The organism is Chromobacterium sp. CV08, from assembly GCF_051129845.1.
Taxonomy (GTDB): Bacteria; Pseudomonadota; Gammaproteobacteria; order Burkholderiales; family Chromobacteriaceae; genus Chromobacterium.
This window is the reverse complement of the sequence record NZ_CP150453.1, coordinates 4,100,612-4,125,642: the sequence shown is the minus strand read 5'-3', so window position 1 is coordinate 4,125,642 and position 25,031 is coordinate 4,100,612. Positions and strand designations below refer to the sequence as shown.

Below are 25,031 nucleotides of genomic sequence, written 5' to 3'. Positions count from 1 at the left end.
TTGCCGTCCTGTAGTCGAAAATGGGGTAACTATCCGCGGTTTCAAGGGGACGGGCGCGCTCGGATTTGACGCGCGTCAATTCAGCTGCGCAGCCACAGGCCGGCGAAGTCGGTCCAGCCGTTGCCGCCCAGCTGCAGGCCGGCCAGCTGAGGGCTGGCGTCGTGGCCCAGCGTTTCGTGCGACAGCGGCAGCATCCAGCCTTCGGCCACCAGCCAGTCGCCGGCGCGGCGGTAGCCGTCCTGACGCGCGGCGAATTCCGGCTCGGCCTGCAGGCCGCGCATGTCCCGGGCCAAGCGGGCGGAGGCGTCGGGCGACAGGCCCAGCTGCAGCGCGCTGCAGCCGCTCAGCCATTCGAACATGCCGTAGTCGCGGTCGTCGTGCAGCAGCTCGCTGCACAGGATCAGGTCGGCGCGGTCGCGCCAGGCGGCGCTGCCGAAGAATTCGCGCCGCGACAGGCAGTGGATGTCCAGTGCGACGCCCAGCGCCGAGAGCCGTTCCGCCAGCGCGCCGGCCAGCGGCGGGAAGCAGGGCAGATCGTAATGGAACAGCGTCAGCCGGGCGCCTTCCAGCCGCGGAGGCGGGAGCGGCGCCGGACGCGGATGGCGCCAGCCCGGCTGCAGCCCCAGCGCCGGCGCGCGCTCGTCGCAGGCGGCCACCGGATGCGGCTCGGCCAGGAAACGCATCAGCGGCAGCCGCTGCCCGGCCGCCACGCGGATGCCGCGCGGCGACAGCAGCAGATAGGTGCAGGCCGATTGCAGCATGGTGGCGCCGCGCAGATTGCCGTATTCCAGCCGCAGGTGGAAATCCTGCTCGGCCGGCGACGGGATGATCCACAGCTCCACGGCGTCCAGCAGCGCGCGCTCGCGGTAGTGCTGGTCGAAGGCGGCCAGTTTCAGTCGCTGCGGGCTGTGCAGCTCGACGCGGAACGGTCCGCTGCCCACCGGCATGCGCTCGAAATCGGCGCCGCGCCGCATCGGCACGATGGACGAATTGGCGGTCGCCAGTCGCTGCGGCCACAGCTGGTCGGCTTCGGACAGGCGGCAGCTGAACGACAGCGCGTCGTGGATGTCCACCCGCCGCAGATGGCCGTACAGCGCGTGATAGGGATTGTCCGGCTGCTTGAGTCTGAGCAGGCTGGCGGCCACGGTTTCGGCATCGAGCGGCCCGCCATCGTGGAAGCGCAGGCCGGGGCGCAGCCAGAAGCGCCAGTTCCGGCCTGCCGCGTCGGCTTCCCAATGGTGGGCCAGCGCCGGCCGCAGCTCCTGGCCCAGGCGGTCGTGGCGGCACAAGCGGTCGAAGATCTGCCGCACCAGATGGGATTCCAGCCGGGAATCGACGTGCTGGGGATCCAGCGTCAGCGGCGCGTGCGGTATCGGGATGCGCAGGCTGCGCCCGCTGTCTCCGGCGCCAAGGTGCTGCGGCAGGGCGGCCAGCAGACGTTGCTGCCTGGACGGCTCCAGTCGGGAAAAAGCCTGTTCCAGCTGGCCGCGCGCCAGCATGTCTTGCAATTGCTGCCATTCCAGTTCGTCCGGCCGACGCAGCAGCCTGAGCGTGGAGCGATGGCCGCGTCCGCGGCCGGCCTGCCATTCCAGCCAGCCCAGTTCGCGCATCCTGGCCAGCTGCAGCCGCGCGTTGCGCTCGCCGCACCGCCACAATTCGGCCAGCTGCGGCAGGCCGGGCTGGGCCGGCGCGTCGCCATAGGCCAAATAGAGTTGCTGGTATTGCTGCTGCAGCCGCATCGGCGCTCCTGGTGGATCGGTAGGATAAAAGCGGAAGTCTTTGTTCGGAATTGCATCCATTTTTACATTCCGCTTTATCGGCAATACTGCAGCGGTTCCGTTTGCTTTACAAGGTGTTGTCGTGGATCTGCGTTCTTCCGTGGTGCGGCGCGTGCTGCTGTCTTCCTTCCTGCTGTCCCTGTCGCGGGCGGTGATCTCTCCATTGCTGGTCCTGGCGCTGGGCAAGCAGTTGCAGCTGTCGGTGCAGGCCACCGGCGCGCTGCTGGCCACGGTGCTGTTCGGTTCGGCGCTGTTCGGCCTGTATGGCGGCTATTGGCTGGACCGCTTGCCCAGGGGGCCTGCCTTGCGCGGGGCCGCGGTGCTGATGGGCGCCGGCAGCGTTTTGCTGCCTTACGGCCACGGTTACGCGACGGTGGTGACGGCGCTGGCGGCGGGCGAGCTGGCGATGGTGGTGTACGGCATCGCGGTCAAGGCGATACTCAGCGACGTGGTGGCCGAAGAATGGCGCAGCCAGGCGTTTTCGATGCGCTACACGCTGGCCAATGTGGCCTGGGCGCTGGGGCCGATGCTGTGCGCCGGCATGCTGTTCTGGCACGAGACGGCGCCGTACTGGCTGGGGGGCTTGCTTGCGCTGGCCGGTCTCGCGGCGCAGCCCGGGCTGCCGGAGCGGCGGCATGACCCGGCGGCGCTGCCCGACGGTTTCGCCGCCACGCTGCGCACGCTGGCCGGAGACCGGGTGCTGGTGTGGTTCACCGTCAGCAGCCTGCTGGCCTACGTGGTGTACGGCCGTTTTTCCGGCTATCTGCCGCTGTTCCTGCTGACGCGGATGGACGAGGCCGAGGCGATGCGATGGATGTCGGCGCTGATCAGCTGCAACGCCGTCGTCGTCGTGCTGCTGCAATACCCGCTGGGCCGGCTGCTGAAACCGAACCGGCTGATGCGGGCCATCGTCGGCGGCTTTTTGCTGATAGGCGCCGGCATGCTGTGGCTGGGCAATGTCGACAGCCTGCCGCTGATGTGCGCGGTGATCGCGTTGTTCACCATAGGGGAGATCGTGCTGGTGCCGGCCGAGTATCTGTACGTCGACGCCATCGCGCCGGAGGCGCTGAAGGGCAGCTATTACGGCGCGCAGAACCTGGCCTCGCTGGGTGGCGCGCTGGGGCCGGCGATGGTGGGCGTGCTGTTGTCGCATGGACCGTCCTGGCTGGTGTTCGCCATGCTGGCGCTGCTGTGCGTGGCCGGCGCGGGATTGGCGCTGTTCAGCGAGCGGCTGCGTTTGCGGCGCGGCGACGCGCGGGCGGCTTTCCCTTTGCCCGCTTCTTTGTCATGATCAAGCGTTTGCTTGAATCGCCGCGCAGACGGCGGGGGCACCACCGAGCGAGGAGACCATGGAGAAACTGCAACAGGACTTATGGGTGCCGGTCGGCGACGGCGAGCGCCTGTACCTGAAACGCATCTGCGGCTGGGACGGCGGCGAGCCGGTGCTGATGGTGCACGGCGTGATGGCCAACGGCCGCACCTTCTATACCGAGTCGGGCAAGGGCCTGGCCCATTATCTGGCCGACGCCGGCTACGATGTCTACGTCGCCGATCTGCGCGGCCGGGGCCGAAGCACGCCGAAGACCGGCCCGCGCTCGCGCCATGGTCAGACCGAAACCATCTGCGAGGACCTGCCGGCCTTGCACGCCTTCGTCCGCGAGCGCAGCGGCGGCCGTCGCGTGCGCTGGATCGCGCATTCCTGGGGCGGCGTGCACATGACGAGCTGCCTGGCGCGCTTCCCGTCCATCGCCGCCCAGGTGGCGAACGCGGTGTATTTCGGGTCCAAGCGCAGCGTCCGGGTGCGCAATCTGAACAAGCTGATCGAGGTCGATTTCCTGTGGAACACCGCCGCGCGCTGGCTGATCAAGGCCTGCGGCTACCTGCCGGCGCGGCGCATCGGGCTAGGAGCCGACGACGAGAGCGACAAAAGCCATCTGCAGAGCAAACTGTGGGCGCAGCCCAGGCCCTGGGTGGACAGCGACGACGGCTTCGATTACGCCAAGGCCGCGCGCGGCGGCCATCTGCCGCCGATACTGTATTTCGCCGCCGCCGACGATCCGTGCCGCGGCCATCCGGACGACGTGCGCCGCTTCCGGGACGAGTCCGGCCCGCATGTGTCGCGGCTGCGCTTGCTGGCGCGCCGGGCCGGCAATCTGCACGACTACGACCATGTGTCGCTGCTGACCCACCCGGACGCGCCGCGCGACCATTTCCCGCTGGTCCTGGACTGGTTGGCGGGACGTTACGACAAGGTGGCTGAGAATTATTGAGCCTGTCCGGCCGGGGAGGCGGGCAGGCTGGATCAAGTGCCCGGACCGTTTCAGTCCTTGCCGGTGCGGTGCGGCCGCCGGTCTGCCGTCTCGGCATCCCGCCACGCGAATGCGGCCAAATGGCCGGGTACCGTTCTGCCTGACTCTTTCCACCATTTACAGCCGCTAACCAAACCCCTGATCCTGCGTTGCGCCTCCTTGTCGTACTACTTGTACTGCCTGCGTCGGCGCGCCTTGGCTCAGGTACGCTGCGCGGTTTTGTTAGCGGCTCTTAGACCCGCTAACCAAACCCCTGATCCTGCGTTGCGCCTCCTTGTCGTACTACTTGTACTGCCTGCGTCGGCGCGCCTTGGCTCGGGTACGCTACGCGGTTTTGTTAGCGGCTCTCAAACTGCGATTGCCGATTAATATCGCCGCTGCCGATTCGCTTGTATTGATCGCCGTCAAATCCTGTCTTTTTTGAATATGTTTGCTTGCAAGTTGTTTTGAATGGATCGCTGCGGGTGCAGTGGTATTTCAAATAAACGCGACAGGTATTAAAGCGCTGTTTTATTCAAAAATGAGACATGATGAATAGGTACAGCCAGTCATGGCAACGTTTTACTCGGTTTGAATTTTTGATTTGCGTTTCTTTTGTCGATAAGCGGTGTTGACAGAACCGGGTCCGGAATCGATAAAATTCGAAATCGTGATTGCCTTGCTTTCGATATTCCATTCAGCCAGCTTTAATCGAGTTTGTTTTATTGGCCCCGGTTTGCAAGACCCGTCTGGTCGATAAAATCATCGCGGCTGTCGATGGTGAAGCGATATGGATATGGCGATACTGCGGATTAAATTCAAACTGAACAGGTAATGATCATCATGAGTCGCTTCAATACGGTATTGGCCAGGAATACGAAAAATGCGCCGATGGCGATGGGGCCGTATTCCCAGACCGTCGCTTTCTCTCATTACAATAATCTGTCCGCCCAATTACCGGTGGACCCGATGACCGGCAAGCTGGTGGCCGGCGGCGCGAAGGAGCAGGCGGAGCGGTGTTTCAAAAACATCGAGGCCATCGTCGAAAGCATAGGGCATGCGATGGACGATGTGATCAGGATCACCATTTTCCTGAAGAACATCTCGGATATCGATGTCGTCAATCAGGTATATTCGCGTTACTTTCAGGGCTATGCTCCCGCGTTGACGGTAGCCGCCGTCGCCGCCTTGCCGCAGAATGCGCTGGTGCAGGTCGAAGCGTTGCTATCCAATGGCGAAGGCACCATTCCCGACGCGCCGCAAGCCGGCGATCTGGTCAAGATCGCAAGCAATACGAACCACGCGCCGCTCAGCCCGCTGTCCACGCAATCGGTCGCCTTTTCCCATTACAACAATCTCTCGGCGCAGTTGCCGATCGACCCCGAGTCCGGGAGGCTGGTAGCCGGCGGCGCGAGGGAGCAGGCGGCGCAATGCCTGCGGAACATCAGGGCCATTCTGGAAAATATCGCCGTTCCGTTCGACGATATCGTCAAAGTCAATATCTTCCTTAAAAACCTGTCGGATATCGAATCGGTAAACGAAGCCTGCCGCGCCTGCTTCCCGGACTCGGCCATCGCCCGCGCCGTCGCCTATGTTCCGGCCCGCACCGTCGTCGAAGTTTCCGGGCTGCCGATGGGCGCCTTGGTCCAGATCGAAGCCGTCGTCTCGCATGGCGACGGCACGCCGCCGCAAGCCGTCGAGGACAGGCATGGCATCGTGATCAGGGCGCACGATACGGAAAACGCCCCCCGGTGCGCGCTTTCCACGCAAGCGGTGGCCTTTTCCCATTACAGCCACCTTTCCGCCCAGCTGCCCTTGAGCGCCGCGAGCGATGAACTGGTAGCCGGCGGCGTCAAGGAGCAGGCCGGGCAGTGCCTGAACAATATCAAGGCCATCGTCGAAAGCACGGGCCACCTGATGAGCGATGTGGTCAAGGTGAATGTTTTCCTTAAAAACATCGCCGACATCGACGCGGTGGACGAGGTTTACGCAAGCTTCTTCCCCGGCGGCGTTCCCGCGCGAAGGACGGTGGGCGTCGCCGCGCTGCCTCGCGGCGCGATGATTCAAATCGATGCCGTGGTGGCCAATGCCGAAGGCACGCCTCCGAAAGCATAAAGGGCGGTTTTGCGGACACAGGGGGCTTGAGCATCGCTCGGCCCCTTTTCCGATGGCGCCGCCCGGCGGTTCGTCGCCAAATGATCGACATTCGACATTCGCCAGCGGGGGCGGCTTGTGGTAGAAAGCGTCAGCCCGTTTTTTGAGCAAGACAGACATGACCGCGCTGCAATTCGAACTCGACGCCGTACTCGACACCCTGGCCGACCAGGGCTGGATCGTCATTCCCCGCGCCTTGCCGGCCCGACTGGTCGCCGATCTGCGCGAGGCCTGCCTGGAGGTCTGGGAGCAGGGACGCTTCCACGAGGCGGCCACCGGCCGCGCCGGCGGCCAGGCGCGCCGCGCCGAAATCCGTTCCGACTCCGTGCTGTGGCTGGACCAGGTGGACGAACTGCCGGCGGTGCGCGCCTACAACGCGGCGATGGCCGAGATCATGCAGGCGGTGAACCGCGGCCTGTATCTGGGACTGGTCGAGCTGGAATCGCACTTCGCCGTCTATCCGGAAGGCGCGTTCTACAAGAAGCACCTGGACCGCTTCCGCGACGACGACGCCCGCGCGCTGACGACGGTGTTCTACCTGAACGAAAACTGGCCGGCCGACGGCGGCGGCCAGATCCGGCTGTATCTGGACGACGCTTGTGAGCGTTTCGTCGACGTCGAGCCCGAGGCCGGCACGCTGGTGTTGTTCCTGGCCGACCGTTTCTGGCACGAGGTGCTGCCGGCGCGGCGGCAGCGGCTGTCCGTCACCGGCTGGTATCGCCGACAGGGGGGCAGCCTGCCCTGGTAGCCGGCGGCCGGTCCGCGCGCCGCTGATGTCAAAAAAGTCCAGTCCGGCCCGATCTCGCCACTATATCGCGCCCGGCGGCCTGCGGTAGCCTTTCTCCATCCGGCAACAGGATGGAGAGAGAAATGCAGGCCCGACTGGAACAATGGAAGCAGTATCTGCTCACCGGGGTATCGCACGTGATCCCCTTCATCGCCAGCGGCGGCATTCTGATCGCGCTGGCGATCTCGCTGGCGCCGATGACCGTCTCGGGGCCGGACTTCAGCCATTCCCCCCTGCTCAAACTGGTGATGGACATAGGCGCCAGCGCCTTCGCGCTGTTGCTGCCGGTGCTGGCCGGCTACATCGCCTACGCCCGTTCCGGCAAGCCGGCCCTGGTCGCCGGCATGGTGGGCGGGCAGATCGCCCACACCGTCAACGCCGGCTTTCTCGGCGCGCTGATCGCCGGCCTGCTGGCCGGCTGGGTGGTGGAGAGACTGAAGAAGATGCCGGTGGCCAAGCCGCTGAGGCCGCTGATGCCCATCCTGATCATTCCGATACTGTCGTCGCTGGCGATAGGCGCGCTGATGTTCGAGGTGCTGGGCGTGCCGATCGCCAAGCTGATGGTGGCGATGGGGGCCTGGCTCAAGGCCATGGGCGGCGCCAACGCGATGGCGCTGGGCGCGCTGTTGGGCGCGATGGTGGCCTTCGACATGGGCGGTCCGGTCAACAAGGTGGCCTTCTTCTTCGGCGCCAGCATGATAGCCGAGGGACAGTACCAGGTGATGGGCGCGGTGGCCGCCGCCGTCTGCATTCCGCCGCTGGGTCTGGGCCTGGCGACCAAGCTGCGCAAATCGCTGTGGAGCGAGCAGGAGCGCGAAGCCGGCTCCGCCGCGTTGGGCATGGGCATGATAGGCATCACCGAGGGCGCGATTCCGTTCGCCGCCGCCGATCCGCTGCGGGTGATACCGACCATCGTCGCCGGTTCGGCGCTGGGCGGCATGATCGCGATGCTGGGCGGCGTCGGCGACCACGCGCCGCACGGCGGTCCCATCGTGCTGCCGGTGGTGGACAACCGGCTGATGTTCGGCCTGGCCATCGTCGCCGGCGTGCTGCTGGTCGCCGTCACCATCAATCTGCTGAAGGCCAGGGCCGGCGCGCCGGCCGAGTCTCCGGCCTCCGTCTGACCCACACGCAAGGAAACGATCATGAAAGTCGTCGCCATCACCGCCTGCCCGACCGGCATCGCCCACACCTATATGGCCGCCGAGAAGCTGGAGAGCATAGGCCGCCAGCTGGGCCACGACGTCAAGGTGGAAACCCAGGGCGCGATAGGCATAGAGAACGAGCTGTCCCGCCGCGACATACAGGCGGCCGACGTGGTGCTGCTGGCTGTCGACATCGCCATCGAGGGCGAGGAGCGCTTCGAGGACAAGCGCGTGGTGCGGGTGCCGATCCAGAACGTGCTGAAGGACGCCAACGCGGTCTTCGCGCTGCTGTGAACCCGGCCGGGCCGTACCGGCCCGGCGCATGAGGAAAGCCGCCGTATGTCACACAGCCTCACCTTGATCTGTCCGCTGCCCAACGGCATCCACGCCCGTCCGGCCAGCCGGATTGCCGAATTCTGCGCCGGTTTCGGCGCGGCCATCCGCTGGCGAAACCAGCGCAACGGCCAGCTGGCCGACGCCAAGAGCGTGCTCAGCCTGATAGGCGGGGACATCCTGTTCAACGATGTCGTCGATATCGAGATAGCCGGCGAAGAGTCCGAGCGGGTGGCCATCGAGCTTGGCCGTTTCCTGACGCAGACGCTGCCGCATTGCGACGAAGCGCTGACCGCCGCGCCGACTGCCAGCCGGGCCTTGCCGCGCGGTCTGGCCGAGCTGTCGCCGTCGCCTTGCTTCGGCCAGCCGGCCGGCCAGGGGGTGGCGATAGGCGAGTTGCGCGTCCACCAGGGCTTTCTGATGCCGGAGCCGGAGCGGTTGCCGATGTCCGGGGAGCCGGATGTCGAGCGCGAGGCGCTGGACGCCGCCTGCCTGGCGCTGGCCGAGCGCCTGCAGCGGGAGGCCGAACGGCTGCGCGACGAGGCGGCCTCGGTGTCGCGGGCTCATCTGGCCATCGTCCGCGATCCCGATTTCCGCGCCCGGCTGGAGGCCGCCGTGGCGGCGGGGGCCGGCGCCGCGCGGGCGGTGGCGGCCGCGGTCGCCCATTACCGCGCGCAGCTGGCCGGGTCTGTCAGCGAATACCTGCGCGAGCGGGAGATAGACATCCGCGACGTCGGCCGGCGCTTGCTGGACATGCTGATGCCGGGAGAGGCGACGGTCGAGGCAGAGCTGCCGGCGGCGGCGCTGCTGTGGGCCGAGGAACTGGCGCCCGGCGAGTTGCTGGCGCTGGACCGCGGCCGGGTACGGGGCCTGTTGCTGGCGCGCGGCGGACTGAGCTCGCACACCGTCATCCTGGCTCGGGCGTTCTCGCTGCCGGTGCTGACCGGCGTGCCGCGGACCGCGATCGCCGGCGGCGTCGGCAGGACCGCGGTGCTGGACGCCGGTCTGGGCGCGCTGTTCCAGGATCCGGGAGAGGCGGTGCTGGACTACTACCGGGAAGAAGAGGCGCTGCTGACCCAGCGGCGATGGCGGCTGGCCCAGGCCTGCGGCGGGATATCGGCCAGCGCCGACGGCCAGCGGCTGGAGTTGGCCGTCAATATCGCCTCCGCCGCCGAGGCCCAGCTGGGCTTCGCCCAGGGCGCCGACGGCGTGGGCCTGTTCCGCACCGAGATGCTGTTCATGGACGCCGATGCGCCGCCAGGGGAGGAGGCGCAGTTCCAGTGCTACGCCGAGGTGGTGAGGCTGGCCGCCGGCCGGCCGGTGATCATCCGCAGCTTCGATGTCGGCGGCGACAAGCCGGCGCGCTGCCTGCCGGCGCCGCCGGAGGCCAATCCCTTCCTCGGCTATCGGGCGATCCGGATGTATCCCGACCAGCAGGCGGCGTTCCGGGCCCAGCTCAGGGCCGTGCTGCGCGCCGGCGAGCTGGGGCCGGTCAAGCTGATGATCCCGATGGTCGCCACGCTGGCCGAGGCGCGCTGGGCGCGGCGGGTGCTGGACGAGGAGCGGGACGCGCTGGGCCTGGCCGAGGCCGTGCCGATGGGCATCATGCTGGAAGTGCCGTCGGTGCTGTTCCAGCTGGACGCCTTCTGCCGCGAGGTCGATTTCTTCAGCGTGGGCAGCAACGATCTGACGCAGTATCTGTTCGCCGCCGACCGCGACAACGAGCGCGTGGGGCAGTTGTACGACAGCCTGCATCCGGCCTTTCTGGCCGCGCTGAGTCAGGCGGTGGCCACCATACACCGCCACGGGCGCTGGATAGGCCTGTGCGGCGAGGCGGCAGCCGCGCCGCAGGCGCTGCCGCTGCTGCTGGGCATCGGTTTCGACGAGTTGAGCATGAGCGCGCCGTCGCTGCAGCCTTGCCGGCGCCGATTGCGCGAGTTGGACGCCGGGCGCTGCCGGGCGCTGCTGGCGCGGGCGCTGCAATGCGCGGACGGCGCCGAGGTGAGGGCGCTGGTGGACAGCGACGCCGCCCGGCCGGCCCTGCCGATGCTGACGGCAGACTGCCTGATGCCCGATGCCGCCTGGCGCAGCAAGGCGGCGGTCATCAAGGGCATGGTGGACCGGCTGTGGCTGCTGGAGCGCTGCGACGACCGCTATGGCATGGAGGAGGACCTGTGGCTGCGCGAACAGGCGTATTCCACCGGCCTGGGACACGGTTTCGCCATCCCGCACGCCAAATCCGGCCATGTGCTGCATCCGACCTTGTGCGTGGCCCGGCTGGCCGAGCCGGTGGATTGGGGCGCCAGCGACGGGCAGCCGGTGGACATGGTGCTGCTGCTGGCCTTCAACGCCGCCGACGCCGGCTCGGCGCACCTGAAATTCTTCTCGCGGCTGGCCAGGCTGGTGATGCACGAGGACTTCCGCCGGGCGCTGCGCGCCGAGCGCGACCCCGAGCGTCTGCAGGCCTTGCTACGGGAGCGGCTGGAGCGCGAGGCATGAGGGCCTTCCCGCTGTACGGCCTGGCCCAGCACTACGCCTGGGGGGGGCGCCGCTTCATTCCCCGCATGTTGGGCCTGGACAATGCCGAAGAGCGGCGCTTCGCCGAGTGGTGGCTGGGCGCGCACGAGGACGCGCCGTCGGTGATCGCGACGCCGCAGGGGCCGCAGCCGCTGCATTACGCCATCGCCCATCAGCCGGCCGCCTTTCTCGGCGAGGCGGTCAGCCGCCGGCACGGCCGCCGCCTGCCCTTCCTGATGAAGGTGCTGGACGTGGACGCGCCGCTGTCCGTCCAGGTGCATCCGGACGAGGCGCAGGCGCGGGCCGGCTTCGCCCGCGACAATGCCGCCGGCCTGGCCGCCGACGACGAGCGGCGCCACTACCGCGACCCGTATGCCAAGCCGGAGATGATGGTGGCGCTGTCGCCGTTCTGGCTGCTGCATGGCTTGAGGCCGGACGGCGAAATCGACGCCTTGCTGGCGCGGCAGCCGGAATGGCGCTCGCTGCGGCTCAGGCTGGAGCGGGAAGGGGGCGCGACGCTGTACCGTTATCTGCTGAGGCTGCCGCAAGAGCAGGCGGCGGCGTTGTTGCGGCCGCTGTGGGAAAGGCTGGCGCTGGCCGGCGACGTCGGGCCGGACGATCCGGACCACTGGACGCGGCGGCTGGCCGACACCCGGGGCGGCGACAAGGGCGTGTTCGCCTGCTATCTGCTGAATCTGGTCGGCTTGCGTCCGGGCGAGGCCATCTGCCAGCCGGCCCGGTTGCCGCACGCCTATCTGCACGGCCGCAATATCGAACTGATGGCCAATTCCGACAATGTGCTGCGCGCCGGTCTGACCGACAAGCCGGTCGATGTGGAGGCGCTGCTGGAGGTGATGGACGACGCGCCGGTGCGCCCGGCGGTGCTGGCCGCGCCGGACGGTTGCGGCCTGGCGGCGTATCCGCGTTGCGGCGGCGATTATTTCGCCTTGGACCGGCTGCTGCTGGGCGACGGCGAATCCGCAAGCTGGCGCAGCGGGGGGCCGGAGGTGCTGCTGGTGGTGGACGGCAGTCTGAGGCTGCGCCATCGCGACGGCGAGCTGGCGCTGGAGCAGGGACAGAGCGCCCTGCTGCAGCCCGGCCTGGAGTGCGAGGCGCGGGCCGGGCGGCTGGCGTTGGCCTACCGCGCGTTTTGCCCGCTGGCCGGCAAGTGATAAGGTGGGCGACAGTCCAGACCGAGACCGGATTGAAGACATGGCGTCGTCCCCGTCCTTCCGCCTGAGCTGGCCGTCCGCGCTCGCGCGGCTGTGCCACGCGCCGGCCGGCAAGCATATGCCGGCCGGCGCCTACCAAGTGCATTTTCCGCGCTTGGAGCTGGTGCTGTCCAACCGCTACCACTACAGCCACGAAGGCTGCGAGAACGGCTGTCTGTCGGCGCAGGAGGCATTGTTCGTCCCGGCCGAGCACTGGACGCTGCCGAATTGGTGCGCCAATGGCGAGGTGCTGCACATCCTGTTCGATTACGCCCGGATAGGCTTCAGCCTGGTGCGCTCGGGGCCACAGGGCGTGATCAGCACCCACAAGGAAAGCATGGTGCTGGCCCAGCGAGGCAGCCTGAACGGCATGCTGGACGTGCTGGCCGGCCTGTGTCGCGACGGCGCCGACCCGGACGTGATGCGGCTGCAGGGCCAGGCGCTGCTGGCCTTGCTGCAGACGCTGTACGACGAGGCGCGCGACAGCCAGTGGCAGCAGGGCGGCAACCGCTTTCGCGCCATCTGCCTGTACATCAGCGAGCACCTGTACGCGCCGCTGACGCGCGAGGACGTGGCGCTGCGCTTCGGCATCTCGTCGACCCAGCTGTCCAGGCTGTTCCGCCAGCACCTGGGCCAGGGCTTCTGCGAATTCCTGGCCCAGGGGCGGCTGGACCTGGCCAAGGCGCTGCTGCGCCAGGGGCAGTTGCCGCTGAGCGCGGTGGCGGCCCGCTGCGGCTACGCCGACGTCAATTACTTCCATCGCGTGTTCAAGCACCGCTGCGCGATGACGCCGTGCGCCTATCGCCGGGAGTTCGCCTGAGCGGCCAGCGCCGCCTGGCCGGCCAGCAGCGCCGCCCAGCGCGGATCGGCGGCGCTGCCGTCCTTCAGGCCGACGCCGGTGGGCTGGCAGCGCGCGGCGGCGATCAGCCAGGCCAGCTTGAATGCGGCCAGCGGATAGGGCAGGCCGTCCGGCCGCACATTGGACACGCAGTTGCGCTCGGCGTCGCTGCGGCCGGCGCGCGGAGACGCGGTCAGGTAAAGGCCCAGGCTGTCCGGCGAGCTGAGGCCGGGCCGCTCGCCTATCAGCATCGCCGTCATCTTCGCGTTCAGCGCCTCGCCGGCCTCGTCCCCCAGCGCCACCCGCGCCTCGCGCGCGATCAATACCGGGCCGATTGCCAGGCCCATCTCCCGTATCCGCGGCAGCAGCTCGCGCAGCAGCGGCGCGGCGTGCAGCGCGGGGGCGCGCGAGGACAGGCCGTCGGCGACGATGATCAGCAGATCGCAGCCCTTGTCGGCTTCCGCCAGCAAGCGCTCGCGGCTGGCCTCGTCCAGCCGGCGGCCCAGGTCCGGCCGTTGCAGGTATTCGGCGCGGCTGTTTGCCGCGCTGCGGATGTCGATGACGCGATGGCCGTCGGCTGCCAGTTGTCCAGCCAGCGCGGCGGTGTCCAGCGGGGTATGCACGGCGTCGCGCGCCTGCGCGTGCGCCAGCGCGAAACGCAGCGTCTCGCGGCAGGGCAGGCTGTTGCCGGCGCGGCCCAGCGCGATGCGGGCGGCGGTCAGCCGCGACAATTCGCTCCAGCCGTCCTCGGTGATCGCGTGCTCCGTCATGCGACGCCCTCCATCAGCGACAGCAGCCGCTGCCGCCTGTCCTGCGGCAGCAGCCTGCCGCCGCGGGTGATCTCCATCGTCTCCAGCCAATCCTCGAATTCCGGCGCGCGCTTCAGGCCCAGCACCTCCCTGAGGTAGAGCGCGTCGTGGAACGATGTGCTCTGGTAGCCGAGCATGATGTCGTCGGCGCCGGGCACGCCGATGATGAAGTGCACGCCGGCGGCCCCCAGCAGCGTCAGCAGCGCGTCCATATCGTCCTGGTCGGCCTCGGCGTGATTGGTGTAGCAGATGTCGCAGCCCATAGGCAGGCCCAAGAGCTTGCCGCAGAAATGGTCTTCCAGTCCGGCGCGGATGATCTGCTTGCCGTTGTACAGGTATTCCGGGCCGATGAAGCCGACCACGGTGTTGACCAGCAGCGGCGAGTAGCGCCGCGCCACCGCGTAGGCGCGCGCTTCGCAGGTCTGCTGATCGACGCCCCAGTGGGCGCCCGCCGACAGCGCGCTGCCCTGGCCGGTCTCGAAATACATCACATTGTCGCCGATGGTGCCGCGCCGCAGTTCCCGCGCCGCCTGATGCGCCTCGTCGAGCAGAGAAAGGCTGACGCCGAAGCCGGCATTGGCTTTCTCGCTGCCGGCTATCGACTGGAACACCAGGTCCACCGGCGCGCCCAGCCGGATCAGCTCCAGCGTGGTGGTCACATGGGTCAGCACGCAGCTCTGCGTCGGGATCGCGTAGCGCTGGCGCACCTCGTCGATCAGCGTCAGCAGGCCGCGGATGTCGTCCGGACTGTCGCCGGCCGGGTTGACGCCTATCACCGCGTCGCCGGCGCCGTACAGCAGGCCGTCCAGCATCGCCGCGGCGATGGCGCGCGCGTCGTCGGCCGGATGGTTGGGCTGCAGCCGCACGCCCATCCGGCCCGGCAGGCCCTGGGTGTTGCGGAAGGCGGTGACGACGCGGCATTTCTTCGCCGCCAGGATCAGATCCTGGTTGCGCATCAGCTTGGACGCGGCCGCCGCCATCTCCGGCGTCAGGCCGGGCGCCAGCGCGGCCAGCGACCCCGGCGTGGCGGCGTCGGACAGCAGCCAGTCGCGCAGGCCGCCGACGGTCAGGTGGGACACGGCGGCGAAGGCGGCCTGGTCGTGGCCGTCCATGATCAGCCGGGTCACCTCGTCGTCCTCGTAGGGGATCACCGCCTCGTCGAGGAAGACGGTCAGCGGCAGGTTGGCCAGGCACATCTGCGCCGCCACCCGCTCCTCGGCGCTGGCGGCGGCGACGCCGGCCAGCTGGTCGCCGGAGCGCAAGGGGCTGGCGCGCGCCAGCAGCGTCTTCAAGTCGGCGAAGCGGTAGCGGCGCGCGCCTATCGCGATGACGTGGCTCATGTCGGACTCCGCGCGGCGGAGCCGGCGGCGGTGGCTTCGGTCGCGCCCTGCAATTGCGCGTCGGCGGCGGCCGCGGCGCGCTGCCCGGCGGTGGCGAGGAAATACAGGTAGCCGGCGGCCAGCATCGCGGCGAAGATGCCGGCCAGCAGCCGGTTGTAATAGACCATGGCGATCAGGCAGATCAGCGAACAGCCCAGCGCCAGCGCCGGCAGCCATGGGTAACAGGGCGCGCAGAACGGCCGGGGCAGCGCCGGCTCGCGGCCGCGCAGCCGGAACAGCGCCAGCATCGACACGATGTACATGACGATGGCGCCGAAAACCGACAGCGTGACGATGTTGGCGGTCAACGGCTGGCCGGCGATCTGTACCAGGTCGTCGCTGAAGATGGCGGCGATGCCTACGATGCCGCCGGCCAGTATCGCGCGGTGGGGCGTCTTGAAGCGCGGATGGACGGCGGCCAGCGCGCGCGGCAGGTAGCCGGCGCGGGCCAGCGCGAAGATCTGCCGCGAGTAGCCCATGATGATGCCGTGGAAAGACGCGACCAGGCCGAACAGGCCCAGCCACACCAGCATGTGCAGCCAGCCGCTGTGCTCGCCGACGATCCGCTTCATCGCCTGCGGCAGCGGATCGTTGATATTGGCCAGCCGGCTCCAGTCGCCGGCGCCGCCGGCCATCACCATCACGCCGAAGGCCAGCGCCACCAGCGTCAGGATGCCGGCGATGTAGGCGCGAGGGATGGTTCGGGCCGGATCCTTGGCCTCCTCTGCCGCCATCGCCGCGCCTTCTATCGCCAGGAAGAACCAGATCGCGAACGGCACGGCGGCGAACATGCCGCCGACGGCGCCCCAGTGGAAATCGTCCCGGCCCGCCCAGCCTTGGTGCAGGAAGTGCGCCCAGTTGAAGCCCGGCGCCACCACGCCCATGAACACCAAGAGTTCGAAGATGGCCAGCAGCGTGACGGCGAGCTCGAACATCGCGGCGATGCCGACGCCGGCGATGTTCAGCGCCATGAAGACCAGGTAGGCGCCGCAGGCGGTCCATTTCGGCGCCAGCGACGGGAACTGCACATTGAGATACGCGCCTATCGCCAGCGCGATCGCCGGCGGCGCGAACACGAACTCGCACAGCGTGGCGAAACCGGCGACGAAGCCGCCCAGCGGGCCGAAGGCCCGGCGGGCGTAGGCGAACGGGCCGCCGGCGTGCGGGATGGCGGTGGTCAGCTCGGTGAAGCTGAAGATGAAGGCGGTGTACATCGCGGCGACGAACAGCGTCGCGCAGAGGAAGCCCAGCGTGCCGGCGGCGGCCCAGCCGTAGCTCCAGCCGAAGTATTCGCCGGAAATCACCAGGCCGACGGCGATGCCCCATAACTGCCAGCCGCCGAGCTTGCGCGCGAGGCCGGGTGTCGATGCGTTCATGCGGACTCCTGTTCAGGATGAATGGCCTTCCGCGTCGGAAGGATGTCGCCGCTTATGCAAAAAGAATGCCAGTGAACGCGCCGGGATTCAATGCCCGGAGCCCGCCGCCCGCCGTGCTAGAATCGATGACGATACGCAACAGGGGAATAGCAGATGTCTGGCAATAGCATGGGTCGCTTGTTCACGGTAACTTCCTTCGGCGAAAGCCACGGTCCGGCGATAGGCTGCGTCGTCGACGGCTGCCCGCCGGGACTGGCGCTTTGCGAAGCGGACATCCAGGCCGAGCTGGACCGGCGCAAGCCCGGCACCAGCCGCCACGTCACCCAGCGCCGCGAGCCGGACACCGTCGAGATCCTGTCCGGCGTCTACGAGGGCAAGACCACCGGCACGCCGATCGCGCTGCTGATACGCAACACCGACCAGCGCAGCAAGGACTACGGCAATATCGCCGACACCTTCAGACCGGGCCATGCCGACTACTGCTACTGGCACAAATACGGGGTGCGCGATCCGCGCGGCGGCGGCCGCTCGTCGGCGCGCGAGACCGCCGTGCGCGTCGCCGCCGGCGCCATCGCCAAGAAGTGGCTGAACGAGAAATACGGCATCGTGGTCCGCGGCCACATGACCCAGATCGGCGAAGTGGCCATTCCGTTCAAGAGCTGGGAGCATGTGGGCGGCAATCCCTTCTTCAGCGCCGATCCGGACATCGTGCCGCGCTTGGAGGACTATATGGACAGCATACGCAAGAGCCTGGACTCGATAGGCGCCAGGCTCCGCGTCGTGGCCGACAATGTGCCGGTCGGCTGGGGCGAGCCGGTATTCGACCGGCTGGACGCCGACATCGCCTACGCGATGATGAGCATCAACGCGGTCAAGGGCGTCGAGATCGGCGCCGGCTTCGGCTGCGTCGGCCAGCGTGGCAGCGAGCACGGCGACGAGCTGACGCCGCAGGGCTTCGCCAGCAACCACGCCGGCGGCGTGCTCGGCGGCATCTCCACCGGCCAGCAGATCGACGTTTCGATCGCGATCAAGCCGACTTCGTCCATCGCCCAGCCGCGCCGCTCGATCAACAAGCAGGGCGAGGCGGTGACGATGGAAACCCACGGCCGCCACGATCCCTGCGTAGGCATACGCGCGACGCCGATCGCCGAGGCGATGCTGGCGCTGGTGTTGATGGACCATGCGCTGCGTCACCGCGCCCAATGCGGCGACGTCAAGGTGGAAACACCGAGAATTGCCGGTCGTATCGGCTAGAATTCAACTGACAGTGGCCGCGGGTCCGGGCCGGTTCATATAGGATGGCATCATGCTGAAAAGTCTGATCGATGGCTTGGCTGGACGCCGGAAAAAGAACCCCGAAGCGGACGAGGAGGCCTTGCCTCCGGTCCGCCAGGAACCGGACACGGCCATGCCGCTGCCGGAGGACGAAGCGCCGGCCGATCTGCCGGCGACGCTGGGTTTCGTGTCGCACCAGCCGGTGATGGACCGCCAGCAGCGGGTGGTGGCCTACGATTTCTTCGTCAGGCTGGGCAAGCGCAACGTCGCCGACAAGCAGCAGGAGTTCGACCGCTTGCTGCTGTCGACGCTGCAGAACATGGACATCTTCCGGCTGCTGGCCTATCGCCGCGCCTTCGTCCACATCTCGATGACCTCGCTGGACGAGCCGCTGTTGCGCGGCATGCCGGCCGGCAGCGTCATCTTCGTGCTGGAAGTGGTGCCGGATCTGGTGGTGACCGAGCAGATGCTGGCGCAGCTGGACGAGTTGCAGAAGCTCGGGTTGCGTTTCGCGCTGGAGCCGGCCTCGTACGACCAGGGCGTGCTGAGCCCGGCGCTGCAGGCCGACCTGTTCAGCCGGGTCGACTTCATGGTGCTGGACTTCGCCGGCCCGTCCACCCGGGTGTTGGCGCCGATACTGGACCAGTTGCCGAAGCGTTATCCGGGGGCGCGCTGGATGGCGCGCAACGTCGGCACCGCCGAGGATCTGGATGTCTGCCTGCGCGCGCCGGGCAGCAACCGCTTCGCCCTGTTCCACGGTCCCTTCGTGCTGACCGCGCACGCGCTGGAGGGCGGCAAGGTCGACACCAGCCAGACCCGGGTGCTCCAGATCATGCGACTGTTGCGCGCCAATGCCGATCCCAAGGAAGTGGAGGCGCAGTTCAAGCTGGACTCGGTGCTGCTGTTCAAGCTGCTGCGCTTCATCAACTCGCCGATACACGGCCTGTCGCGCAAGGTGCAGACGATAGAGGAGACGCTGTTGCTGCTCGGGCGCGAGACGCTGTTCAAATGGCTGTCTATGCTGCTGTTCACCTCGCGCAAGGACGACGGCACCGCGATCGCGCTGCTGGAGAAGTCGCTGATCCGCGCCCGCTTCATGGAGAAGCTGGGCGGCTACCGCGGCAACAAGCTGGAAGCCGAGCACCTGTTCCTGACCGGCATGTTCTCCCTGCTGGACGTGCTGCTGAACATTCCGTTCCCGGACGTGCTGGACCCGCTGGAACTGCCGCTGACGGTGCGCGAGGCGGTGGTGGAGCAGAAAGGCATCTTCGCGCCCTATCTGGCGCTGGCGCTGGCTTGCGAGCACGGCGACAACGTCCGCATCGAGGCGCTGGCCAAGGTGCTGGACTTCGATCTGGACCTGACCAACCAGTACTACCTGGACGCGGTGGTATGGGCGCAGGTGGTGCTGCGCGACAGCGAGGTGCACAACAACGTCGAGGCGGTGTAGCGCGGAGCCGGTCGCGTCGCCGGCGCCTGCGCAGCTAGAACATCATCAGTTCGTTGCTGTCGGCGAGACGCGCGCGTTCGTCCCAGCCGTCCTTGATTTCCAGGATGCGCGGCAGGATGGATTGGAACAGCGCCACCAGCCGCGGCTCGAAATGCGTGCCGCATCCCTTCTGCAGCGCGTCCAGCGCCATTTCCAGCGACCAGGCCTCCTTGTATGGCCGCCGCATCGTCAGCGCGTCGAACACGTCGGCCAGCGCGACGATGCGCGCCGACTCGGGAATGGCCAGTTCCTTCAAGCCGTCCGGATAGCCGCTGCCGTCCCATTTCTCGTGGTGGCGCAGCGCCACCTCCGCCGCCAGCCGGAATACCGGCGCCTCGCTGCGGATCAGGATGTCGTGGCCGATGCGCGGGTGGGTCTTCATGATTTCCCATTCCTCGGGCGTCAACCGGCCCGGCTTGCGCAGAATGGCGTCCGGTATGCCCAGCTTGCCGGTGTCGTGCATCGGCGCCGCCAGCTCAAGCTGATGACAGGCGTCGGCGCCCCAGCCGCAGGCCGCCGCCAGTTCGGCGGCGTAGGCCGCCATCCGCCAGATGTGCACGCCGGTGTCGGTGTCGTTGAAGTGGCCGGCCTGGCCCAGCATGTAGATGGCGTCCCGGTGGCTTTTCTCCAGCTGGGTCGCCTGCACCAGCGACAGATGGGTGCGCACCCTGGCCTGCACGATGGGGGCCGAGATCGGCTTGACGATATAGTCGACCGCGCCGGCTTCGAAGCCGGCGGCCTCGTTGCCGGCCTCGGACAGCGAGGTGACGAAGATGATCGGTGTGGCGCCGATCTGTCTGTCGCTCTTGATGCGGCGGCAGACGGTGTAGCCGTCCATGTCCGGCATTTCGATGTCGAGCAGGACCAGCGCCGGATGGTGCTTGTCGGCGGCGGCGAGCGCCTCGCCGCCGCTGCGCGCGAACACCAGCGGATAATGGGGCGCCAGAACCTGGCGCAAGGCCGCCAGGTTTTGCGGCTCGTCGTCGACGATGAGCAGGGGAGCTTGTTGCATATCATGTCATCCTGGGAAGGCCCAGCGCGATGGCCAGCGCCCGGATCGCCGCTTCGCCGCCGCGGAAATCGAAGTTTTCCACCGCATTTTGCAGCGGCGACAGCTGGTCGGTCGGCAGTAACGGCTCCAGTGCCTGCAATATCGGCTCGACCGCCGCCGGATCGTCGGCGTTGAACGCCGCCAGCGCCTTCAGCAGCAATGGTCCCAGCGTTTCCTTGTCCGTCTCCTTCGCCGGAGGGGGATCGGTGTCGCGAGGGGCCGGCGCGTAGCGGCTGATCGACGACAGCGTCTGCGTCAGCGCCGTCTGCAGCGCGTCTATCGCGCCGGCGGCGTCTTCGTCCAGCTGCAGCAGGCGGTCGACTTCGCCGGCGGCGGCCGACACCTCGTTCAGCGCCAGATTGCCGGCGGCGCCTTTCAGCTTGTGCGCCAGCGATTGCGCGATCACCTTGCCGGCCAGCCGCATCGTGGCGGCGCTGTCGCTGTAGTCGCGGGCGAATTTGCGCAGGTATTGCCGATACACCGTTTCGTCGCGCCAGATTTCCAGGCCGTGGCTGACCGCCAGGCCGGGCAGGTCGCGCTGCAGCGGTGCCTGTCCGGCCGGTTCGGCCGCCGGCGCCGGCGTTTGCACGTTGCGGCCGGACAGCGTGCGCAGCTGCGAGATCGCCAGCTCCACGTCGAACGGTTTGGCGATGTAGTCGGTCATGCCGGCGGCGCGCGCGGCGTCCTGCTGGGTCTGGAAGGCGCCGGCAGTCAGCGCCACCACCGGCAGATGGGAGAACTCCGGCGTCGCGCGGATCTCGCGGGTGGCCTGGTAGCCGTCCATCACCGGCATCTGCACGTCCATCAGCACGATATCGACATCGTGGTAATTGGCGCTAAGCCAGCTCAGCGCCTGTTTGCCGTCGCCGGCCAGCGACACGCGCGCGCCCTCTCCCTCGAAGATGCGCTGCGCGACTTCCCGGTTGATGTCGCTGTCGTCGACCACCAGCAGGCGCAGGCCCTCCAGCCGGCGGCCGGGGCCGCTCGGCATGGAGGGCGCTTCGCCCTGGCGCAGCCGCAGCGAGCGCGCGACCGAGTTGTACAGATTCGACGGCGTCACCGGCTTGTTCAGCACCTCGGTGATCAGATCGGCGCTCGGCTCGGCCAACAGCTTCTCTCGGGAATAGGCGGTGGCCATCAGGATGATGGGCATGTGCTGGCCGTCGCAGGCGCGGCGGATCGCGTGGGCGGCCTCCAGGCCGTCCATGTCCGGCATCTTCCAGTCCAGGATGACCACGTCGACGGCCGTCTGCCCGCCCAGCGCCGCCAGTACCTGGTCCAGCGCCTGGCGGCCGGATTCGACCGAGGCCACCTGCCAGCCCAGCTCCCTGGCGGTGATGTGCAGCGCCTCGCGCGCGATCGGGTTGTCGTCGGCGATCAGCACGTTGAGGCCGGCCATTTCCGGGACCGACAAGCGGCCGTTGGACTCGCGCGGGAAGCTCAGCGTGAACCAGAACTCGCTGCCGTGCCCGGGCGTGCTGATCAGGCCGATCTCGCCGCCCATCAGCGCCACCAGCCGACGGCTGATCGCGAGGCCGAGGCCGGTGCCGCCGAAGCGGCGGGTGGTGGAGGCGTCGGCCTGGGTGAACGGTTCGAACAGCTCCTGCTGCTTGTCGCGCGCAATGCCTATGCCGCTGTCTATCACCGAGAAGCGCAGCGTCGCCTGCTGCGGCTGGGCCGTGACCACGTCGATGGCCACCTCGACATAGCCGCGTTCGGTGAACTTGATGGCGTTGCTGGTCAGATTGATCAGCACCTGCTCCAACCGCAGCGCGTCGCCGCGCAGATGGTTGATGTCGGACGGGGGCGGCGCGATGATCAGCTCGATGTCTCGCTCCCCGACATTCGCGCTCATGATGGTGGAGATATTGTCCAACACGTCGCCGAGCCGGAACGGCGCCTGTTCGATTTCCAGATTGCCGGCCTCGATCTTGGAGAAGTCGAGGATGTCGTTGATGATGCTTTGCAGCGAGCGGCCGGCGATGCGGATCTTGCGCACCAGGTCCAGCGCTTCCGGCGGCAGGCCGTGTTTTTCCAGCAGATAGGCCAGGCCCAGCATCGCGTTCATCGGCGTGCGGATCTCGTGGCTCATATTGGACAGGAAGTCGGCTTTGGCGCGGCTGGCGGCCTCGGCGTTTTCCTTGGCGGCGCGCAGCGTCATTTCCAGCTCGTGCTGCGCGGTGATGTCGCGGTTGATGCCGGTGACGCGCCAGGGCTTGCCGTCATTGTCGCGTTCGACCAGCGCACCGGCCTGGATGTAGCGGATCCGTCCGTCCGGCAGCACGATGCGGAAGACCGGCGCGTAGACGCCGCGTCCTGCCACGGCGTCGAACAGTTCATGCTCCACCGCTTCGACATCGTCGGGATGGAGCCGGTCGCGCCAGTGCTGGTAGGTCACCTTGTTCCGCAGTTCCGGCGGGTAGCAGTACATCTCGAACATCCGAGTGTTCAGCTCCAGCGCGTTGTCGGCCAGCCACCAGGTCCAGATGCCCAGCTCGGCCACTTCGGCCGCCTTGCCCAGCTGGTCGCGCGCGCTCATCAGCTCGCGCTGGTATTTCTGCTGGGCGGAAATGTCGGCGGCCATGCCGAGAAAACCCTGCAGCCTGCCGTCGTCGTCGCGCAGCGAGGTCATGGCTATCGATACCGGGATGCGGCGACCGTCGCTGGCGGCGACGGTCCATTCCCGCTGGTTGGACTGGCCGCTGCGCGAGCGAGACACCAGCGCCTCGAACGGATTCGCCGGTGTGGTGCCGCTTTCCCGCGTCAGCTGCCGCGATAGCTCCTGCAATTCCGAGACGTCCAGCCAGTCTGTGATGTGGCGGCGGCCGACGACTTCGTCGGCCGACTCGCCCAGCAGCGTTTCCGCCGCCGGGTTGAACATGGTTACCAGGCCCGACTGGTCGGTGGCGATGATGGCGTAGCTGGCGTCGCTGAGGATGGCGCGTTGCAGCGCCGCGTAGCGCCGGATTTCCTGGATACGCTGCTGCACCTGGTTTTCCAGCGAGGCGTTGGTCTGGCGGATCTGTTCGTGCAGCCGGTTGCGCTGACGCTGGTAGACCCAGGACAGCGCCGCCACCAACAGGCCGCCCAGGCACATCGACAGCAGCGTGTCGCGGCGGGTGGTGGAGACGGCGCCGGCGATGATGGATTCCGGCAGCGCCTCGGTGATGACCAGATAGCGGCCGTCGTGCCTTTGCGGCGCCAGTTCCAGCCGGCGCGTCACGGCATACACTTCGCCTGCGGGCGACTGGAACTGCTGCAGGCCGTCATGACCGTCGGGGGGCGGCAGCGGCTGGAATTCGTCCTGCCAGCGCCAGCGCTTGCCGCGGTCCAGGCCGAAAGTCTTGCCCGGGTCCGGATGGTCGAGGAAGTCGCCGTCCTGATTGGTGACGTAGACGCGCACATTGCGTTCGCCGCTGCCGACTCGCAGATAGGACAGCAAGTGACGAGCGTCCAGATTCATCGACATCACGGCGAACAGCTTGCCGTCGGCGTAGATCGGCGTGGCCAGCCTCAGCACCGGCAACGGCGGATCCTTGCCGTCCTGGCTGCGGTCGTGGCTGAGCCGGATGTCGGACAGATAGACTTCGCCCGATTTCAGGCGGACCGCCTGCTGGTAGTAGTCGGCGTCGCCCTTGTGCTGCAACTGCTCCGGCGCTTGGTCGACCGGACCATTGTGGCCGTTGACGACGTGAACAAGTTCGCGGGCGTTGTCGGCGGTGCCGATCAGACGCAGTTGCAGCGTTTCCGGCGCGGTGGCGGTGTAGGAGCGGAAAAGCAGGGCCATGCGCCTGCGCCACAGATCGGCGGTGCTCTGCTCCGCGATGTCCTGGCCGTTGTGCAGGCCGGCGCGGCTCAGGCCGGCCACCGGCGGCGTGTCGGCCAGGAACAGCAGGCTTTGGCTATAGCGCTCCAGGCTCTGGCTCAGCATTTCCAGCCGCAGCTGAGCCAGCGATGCCAGCCGGTTGTGCATCGAGGTCAGCGCGCGTTCGCGCTCGTGCTCGCCGGCGATCCAGGTGACGGCCGCCGCCAGCAGCCCCCATAACAGCAGGCCTAGTAATGCAATCCGCTTGTCGAAACCGAATATTCTGCCGGACGGTCTGGCTTCCATTACGCGCTCCATCGGGATCGGAGAGGGAGACAGCATGCATCGCCGCCACGCGGGGCGCGGCGCCACCCGTCACGGCATCGGCCTAGATGATTCGAGTGGCTTTACCCATTCAAGGTAGTCTATGACAAGGCATTTTGGCATCTGCCCGAGCGGCTTGTTTCATCGGGGAAGGCGCAAAGAGCGGAAAATGGTGCCGAGGGAGCGGACCGGGAGCGGCGCGATAACGACCATGGGGGAGGGCGGGACGGTGCGAAACAGGGCGGGACGGCATCGGGCGGGCAAGAAAAAAGGCCCTGCCTGTGGCAGAGCCTTGATCCTTGGGTGACTGGCGGAGAGGGAGGGATTCGAACCCTCGGTACGCTCGCACGTACGCCTGATTTCGAGTCAGGTACATTCGACCACTCTGCCACCTCTCCGGCTTCAGTCGAGGAACGCATTCTAGATTGGGCATTCCTTGCTGTCAATACCGAAGTTGCGGAATCTTGCATGA

At 67.6% G+C, this 25,031-nt stretch carries 17 protein-coding genes and 1 tRNA gene; 11 read left to right on the top strand and 7 right to left on the bottom strand.

The genetic code is table 11. From position 1 onward, the window contains the following. Positions 1-80: 80 nt before the first annotated feature. Positions 81-1,739, bottom strand: a complete 1,659-nt coding sequence (locus tag WNM05_RS18745) for an SgrR family transcriptional regulator (RefSeq protein WP_434629768.1) — start codon at positions 1,737-1,739, stop codon at positions 81-83. A 121-nt stretch (positions 1,740-1,860) separates the two neighbouring features. Here WNM05_RS18745 and WNM05_RS18740 point away from each other — a divergent pair, with 121 nt between their 5' ends. The 9 genes from WNM05_RS18740 (at position 1,861) to WNM05_RS18700 (ending at position 13,033) form a co-directional block, all read left to right on the top strand. Beyond that, positions 1,861-3,069 (top strand): MFS transporter, encoded by a 1,209-nt coding sequence (locus tag WNM05_RS18740; RefSeq protein WP_434629765.1) that lies wholly within the window; start codon positions 1,861-1,863, stop codon positions 3,067-3,069. Positions 3,070-3,127: 58 nt separating this feature from the next. Beyond that, positions 3,128-4,048: an alpha/beta hydrolase family protein gene (locus WNM05_RS18735; RefSeq protein ID WP_434629763.1), complete on the top strand. Its 921-nt coding sequence runs from the start codon at positions 3,128-3,130 to the stop codon at positions 4,046-4,048. Positions 4,049-4,900: 852 nt separating this feature from the next. Continuing rightward, positions 4,901-6,181 (top strand): Rid family detoxifying hydrolase, encoded by a 1,281-nt coding sequence (locus tag WNM05_RS18730; RefSeq protein ID WP_434629760.1) that lies wholly within the window; start codon positions 4,901-4,903, stop codon positions 6,179-6,181. Positions 6,182-6,338: 157 nt separating this feature from the next. Continuing rightward, a complete protein-coding gene (locus WNM05_RS18725; protein WP_434629757.1) occupies positions 6,339-6,968 on the top strand; it encodes a 2OG-Fe(II) oxygenase in 630 nt (209 codons plus the stop codon). Positions 6,969-7,090: 122 nt separating this feature from the next. Then, complete coding sequence (locus WNM05_RS18720) at positions 7,091-8,131, top strand: PTS fructose transporter subunit IIC (protein ID WP_434629754.1); 1,041 nt, start codon at positions 7,091-7,093, stop codon at positions 8,129-8,131. A 21-nt stretch (positions 8,132-8,152) separates the two neighbouring features. Further along, entirely contained in the window at positions 8,153-8,446 is a 294-nt protein-coding gene (locus WNM05_RS18715) for a PTS fructose transporter subunit IIB (RefSeq protein ID WP_434629751.1), read from the top strand. A 45-nt stretch (positions 8,447-8,491) separates the two neighbouring features. Beyond that, positions 8,492-10,984: a phosphoenolpyruvate--protein phosphotransferase gene (gene ptsP / locus WNM05_RS18710; protein WP_434629748.1), complete on the top strand. Its 2,493-nt coding sequence runs from the start codon at positions 8,492-8,494 to the stop codon at positions 10,982-10,984. Further along, positions 10,981-12,174 (top strand): mannose-6-phosphate isomerase, class I, encoded by a 1,194-nt coding sequence (gene manA, locus WNM05_RS18705; protein WP_434629745.1) that lies wholly within the window; start codon positions 10,981-10,983, stop codon positions 12,172-12,174. The genes ptsP and manA overlap by 4 nt, the downstream gene beginning before the upstream one ends. 40 nt (positions 12,175-12,214) lie before the next feature. Further along, positions 12,215-13,033, top strand: coding sequence for a helix-turn-helix transcriptional regulator (locus WNM05_RS18700; protein ID WP_434629742.1), 819 nt, complete (start codon positions 12,215-12,217; stop codon positions 13,031-13,033). Here the strand turns inward: WNM05_RS18700 and eutC are convergent. Genes eutC through eat form a run of 3 tightly spaced genes read right to left on the bottom strand, consistent with a single transcriptional unit; the run spans position 13,012 to position 16,615 of the window. Then, positions 13,012-13,821, bottom strand: coding sequence for an ethanolamine ammonia-lyase subunit EutC (gene eutC, locus WNM05_RS18695; protein ID WP_434629739.1), 810 nt, complete (start codon positions 13,819-13,821; stop codon positions 13,012-13,014). The two genes, WNM05_RS18700 and eutC, sit on opposite strands and share 22 nt — an antisense overlap. Next, positions 13,818-15,200, bottom strand: coding sequence for an ethanolamine ammonia-lyase subunit EutB (locus WNM05_RS18690; protein WP_434629737.1), 1,383 nt, complete (start codon positions 15,198-15,200; stop codon positions 13,818-13,820). The genes eutC and WNM05_RS18690 overlap by 4 nt, the downstream gene beginning before the upstream one ends. Continuing rightward, positions 15,197-16,615, bottom strand: a complete 1,419-nt coding sequence (gene eat, locus WNM05_RS18685; protein ID WP_434629735.1) for an ethanolamine permease — start codon at positions 16,613-16,615, stop codon at positions 15,197-15,199. Before eat ends, WNM05_RS18690 begins: the two co-directional genes overlap by 4 nt. A 153-nt stretch (positions 16,616-16,768) precedes the next feature. On the opposite strand from eat, the gene aroC reads away from it, so the two are divergent. Continuing rightward, positions 16,769-17,869 carry a chorismate synthase gene (gene aroC / locus WNM05_RS18680; RefSeq protein ID WP_434629732.1) on the top strand — a complete coding sequence of 367 codons (1,101 nt, stop codon included), beginning with the start codon at positions 16,769-16,771 and terminating at the stop codon, positions 17,867-17,869. 52 nt (positions 17,870-17,921) lie between these two features. Next, entirely contained in the window at positions 17,922-19,340 is a 1,419-nt protein-coding gene (locus WNM05_RS18675) for an EAL and HDOD domain-containing protein (protein WP_434629729.1), read from the top strand. Between the two features lie 34 nt (positions 19,341-19,374). On the opposite strand, the gene WNM05_RS18670 is transcribed toward WNM05_RS18675, so the two are convergent. The 3 genes from WNM05_RS18670 to WNM05_RS18660 form a co-directional block, all read right to left on the bottom strand. Next, positions 19,375-20,391, bottom strand: coding sequence for a response regulator (locus WNM05_RS18670; protein ID WP_434629726.1), 1,017 nt, complete (start codon positions 20,389-20,391; stop codon positions 19,375-19,377). Position 20,392: 1 nt separating this feature from the next. Beyond that, the gene (locus WNM05_RS18665; RefSeq protein ID WP_434629723.1) at positions 20,393-24,541 is read right to left on the bottom strand and encodes a response regulator; all 4,149 of its coding nucleotides are present in this window, start codon (positions 24,539-24,541) and stop codon (positions 20,393-20,395) included. A 326-nt stretch (positions 24,542-24,867) separates the two neighbouring features. Further along, positions 24,868-24,957, bottom strand: a tRNA-Ser gene (locus WNM05_RS18660). Positions 24,958-25,031 lie beyond the last annotated feature (74 nt).

Bases quoted from the DNA above. Each gene is read 5' to 3' on its own strand.
- WNM05_RS18725 (WP_434629757.1), top strand. From the start codon at position 6,339: ATGACCGCGCTGCAATTCGAACTCGACGCCGTACTCGACACCCTGGCC.
- WNM05_RS18665 (WP_434629723.1), bottom strand. From the start codon at position 24,541: ATGGAAGCCAGACCGTCCGGCAGAATATTCGGTTTCGACAAGCGGATT.
- ptsP (WP_434629748.1), top strand. From the start codon at position 8,492: ATGTCACACAGCCTCACCTTGATCTGTCCGCTGCCCAACGGCATCCAC.
- WNM05_RS18715 (WP_434629751.1), top strand. From the start codon at position 8,153: ATGAAAGTCGTCGCCATCACCGCCTGCCCGACCGGCATCGCCCACACC.
- WNM05_RS18675 (WP_434629729.1), top strand. From the start codon at position 17,922: ATGCTGAAAAGTCTGATCGATGGCTTGGCTGGACGCCGGAAAAAGAAC.
- eutC (WP_434629739.1), bottom strand. From the start codon at position 13,821: ATGACGGAGCACGCGATCACCGAGGACGGCTGGAGCGAATTGTCGCGG.
- WNM05_RS18735 (WP_434629763.1), top strand. From the start codon at position 3,128: ATGGAGAAACTGCAACAGGACTTATGGGTGCCGGTCGGCGACGGCGAG.
- eat (WP_434629735.1), bottom strand. From the start codon at position 16,615: ATGAACGCATCGACACCCGGCCTCGCGCGCAAGCTCGGCGGCTGGCAG.
- WNM05_RS18700 (WP_434629742.1), top strand. From the start codon at position 12,215: ATGGCGTCGTCCCCGTCCTTCCGCCTGAGCTGGCCGTCCGCGCTCGCG.
- manA (WP_434629745.1), top strand. From the start codon at position 10,981: ATGAGGGCCTTCCCGCTGTACGGCCTGGCCCAGCACTACGCCTGGGGG.
- WNM05_RS18720 (WP_434629754.1), top strand. From the start codon at position 7,091: ATGCAGGCCCGACTGGAACAATGGAAGCAGTATCTGCTCACCGGGGTA.
- WNM05_RS18670 (WP_434629726.1), bottom strand. From the start codon at position 20,391: ATGCAACAAGCTCCCCTGCTCATCGTCGACGACGAGCCGCAAAACCTG.
- WNM05_RS18690 (WP_434629737.1), bottom strand. From the start codon at position 15,200: ATGAGCCACGTCATCGCGATAGGCGCGCGCCGCTACCGCTTCGCCGAC.
- WNM05_RS18730 (WP_434629760.1), top strand. From the start codon at position 4,901: ATGATCATCATGAGTCGCTTCAATACGGTATTGGCCAGGAATACGAAA.
- WNM05_RS18745 (WP_434629768.1), bottom strand. From the start codon at position 1,739: ATGCGGCTGCAGCAGCAATACCAGCAACTCTATTTGGCCTATGGCGAC.
- aroC (WP_434629732.1), top strand. From the start codon at position 16,769: ATGTCTGGCAATAGCATGGGTCGCTTGTTCACGGTAACTTCCTTCGGC.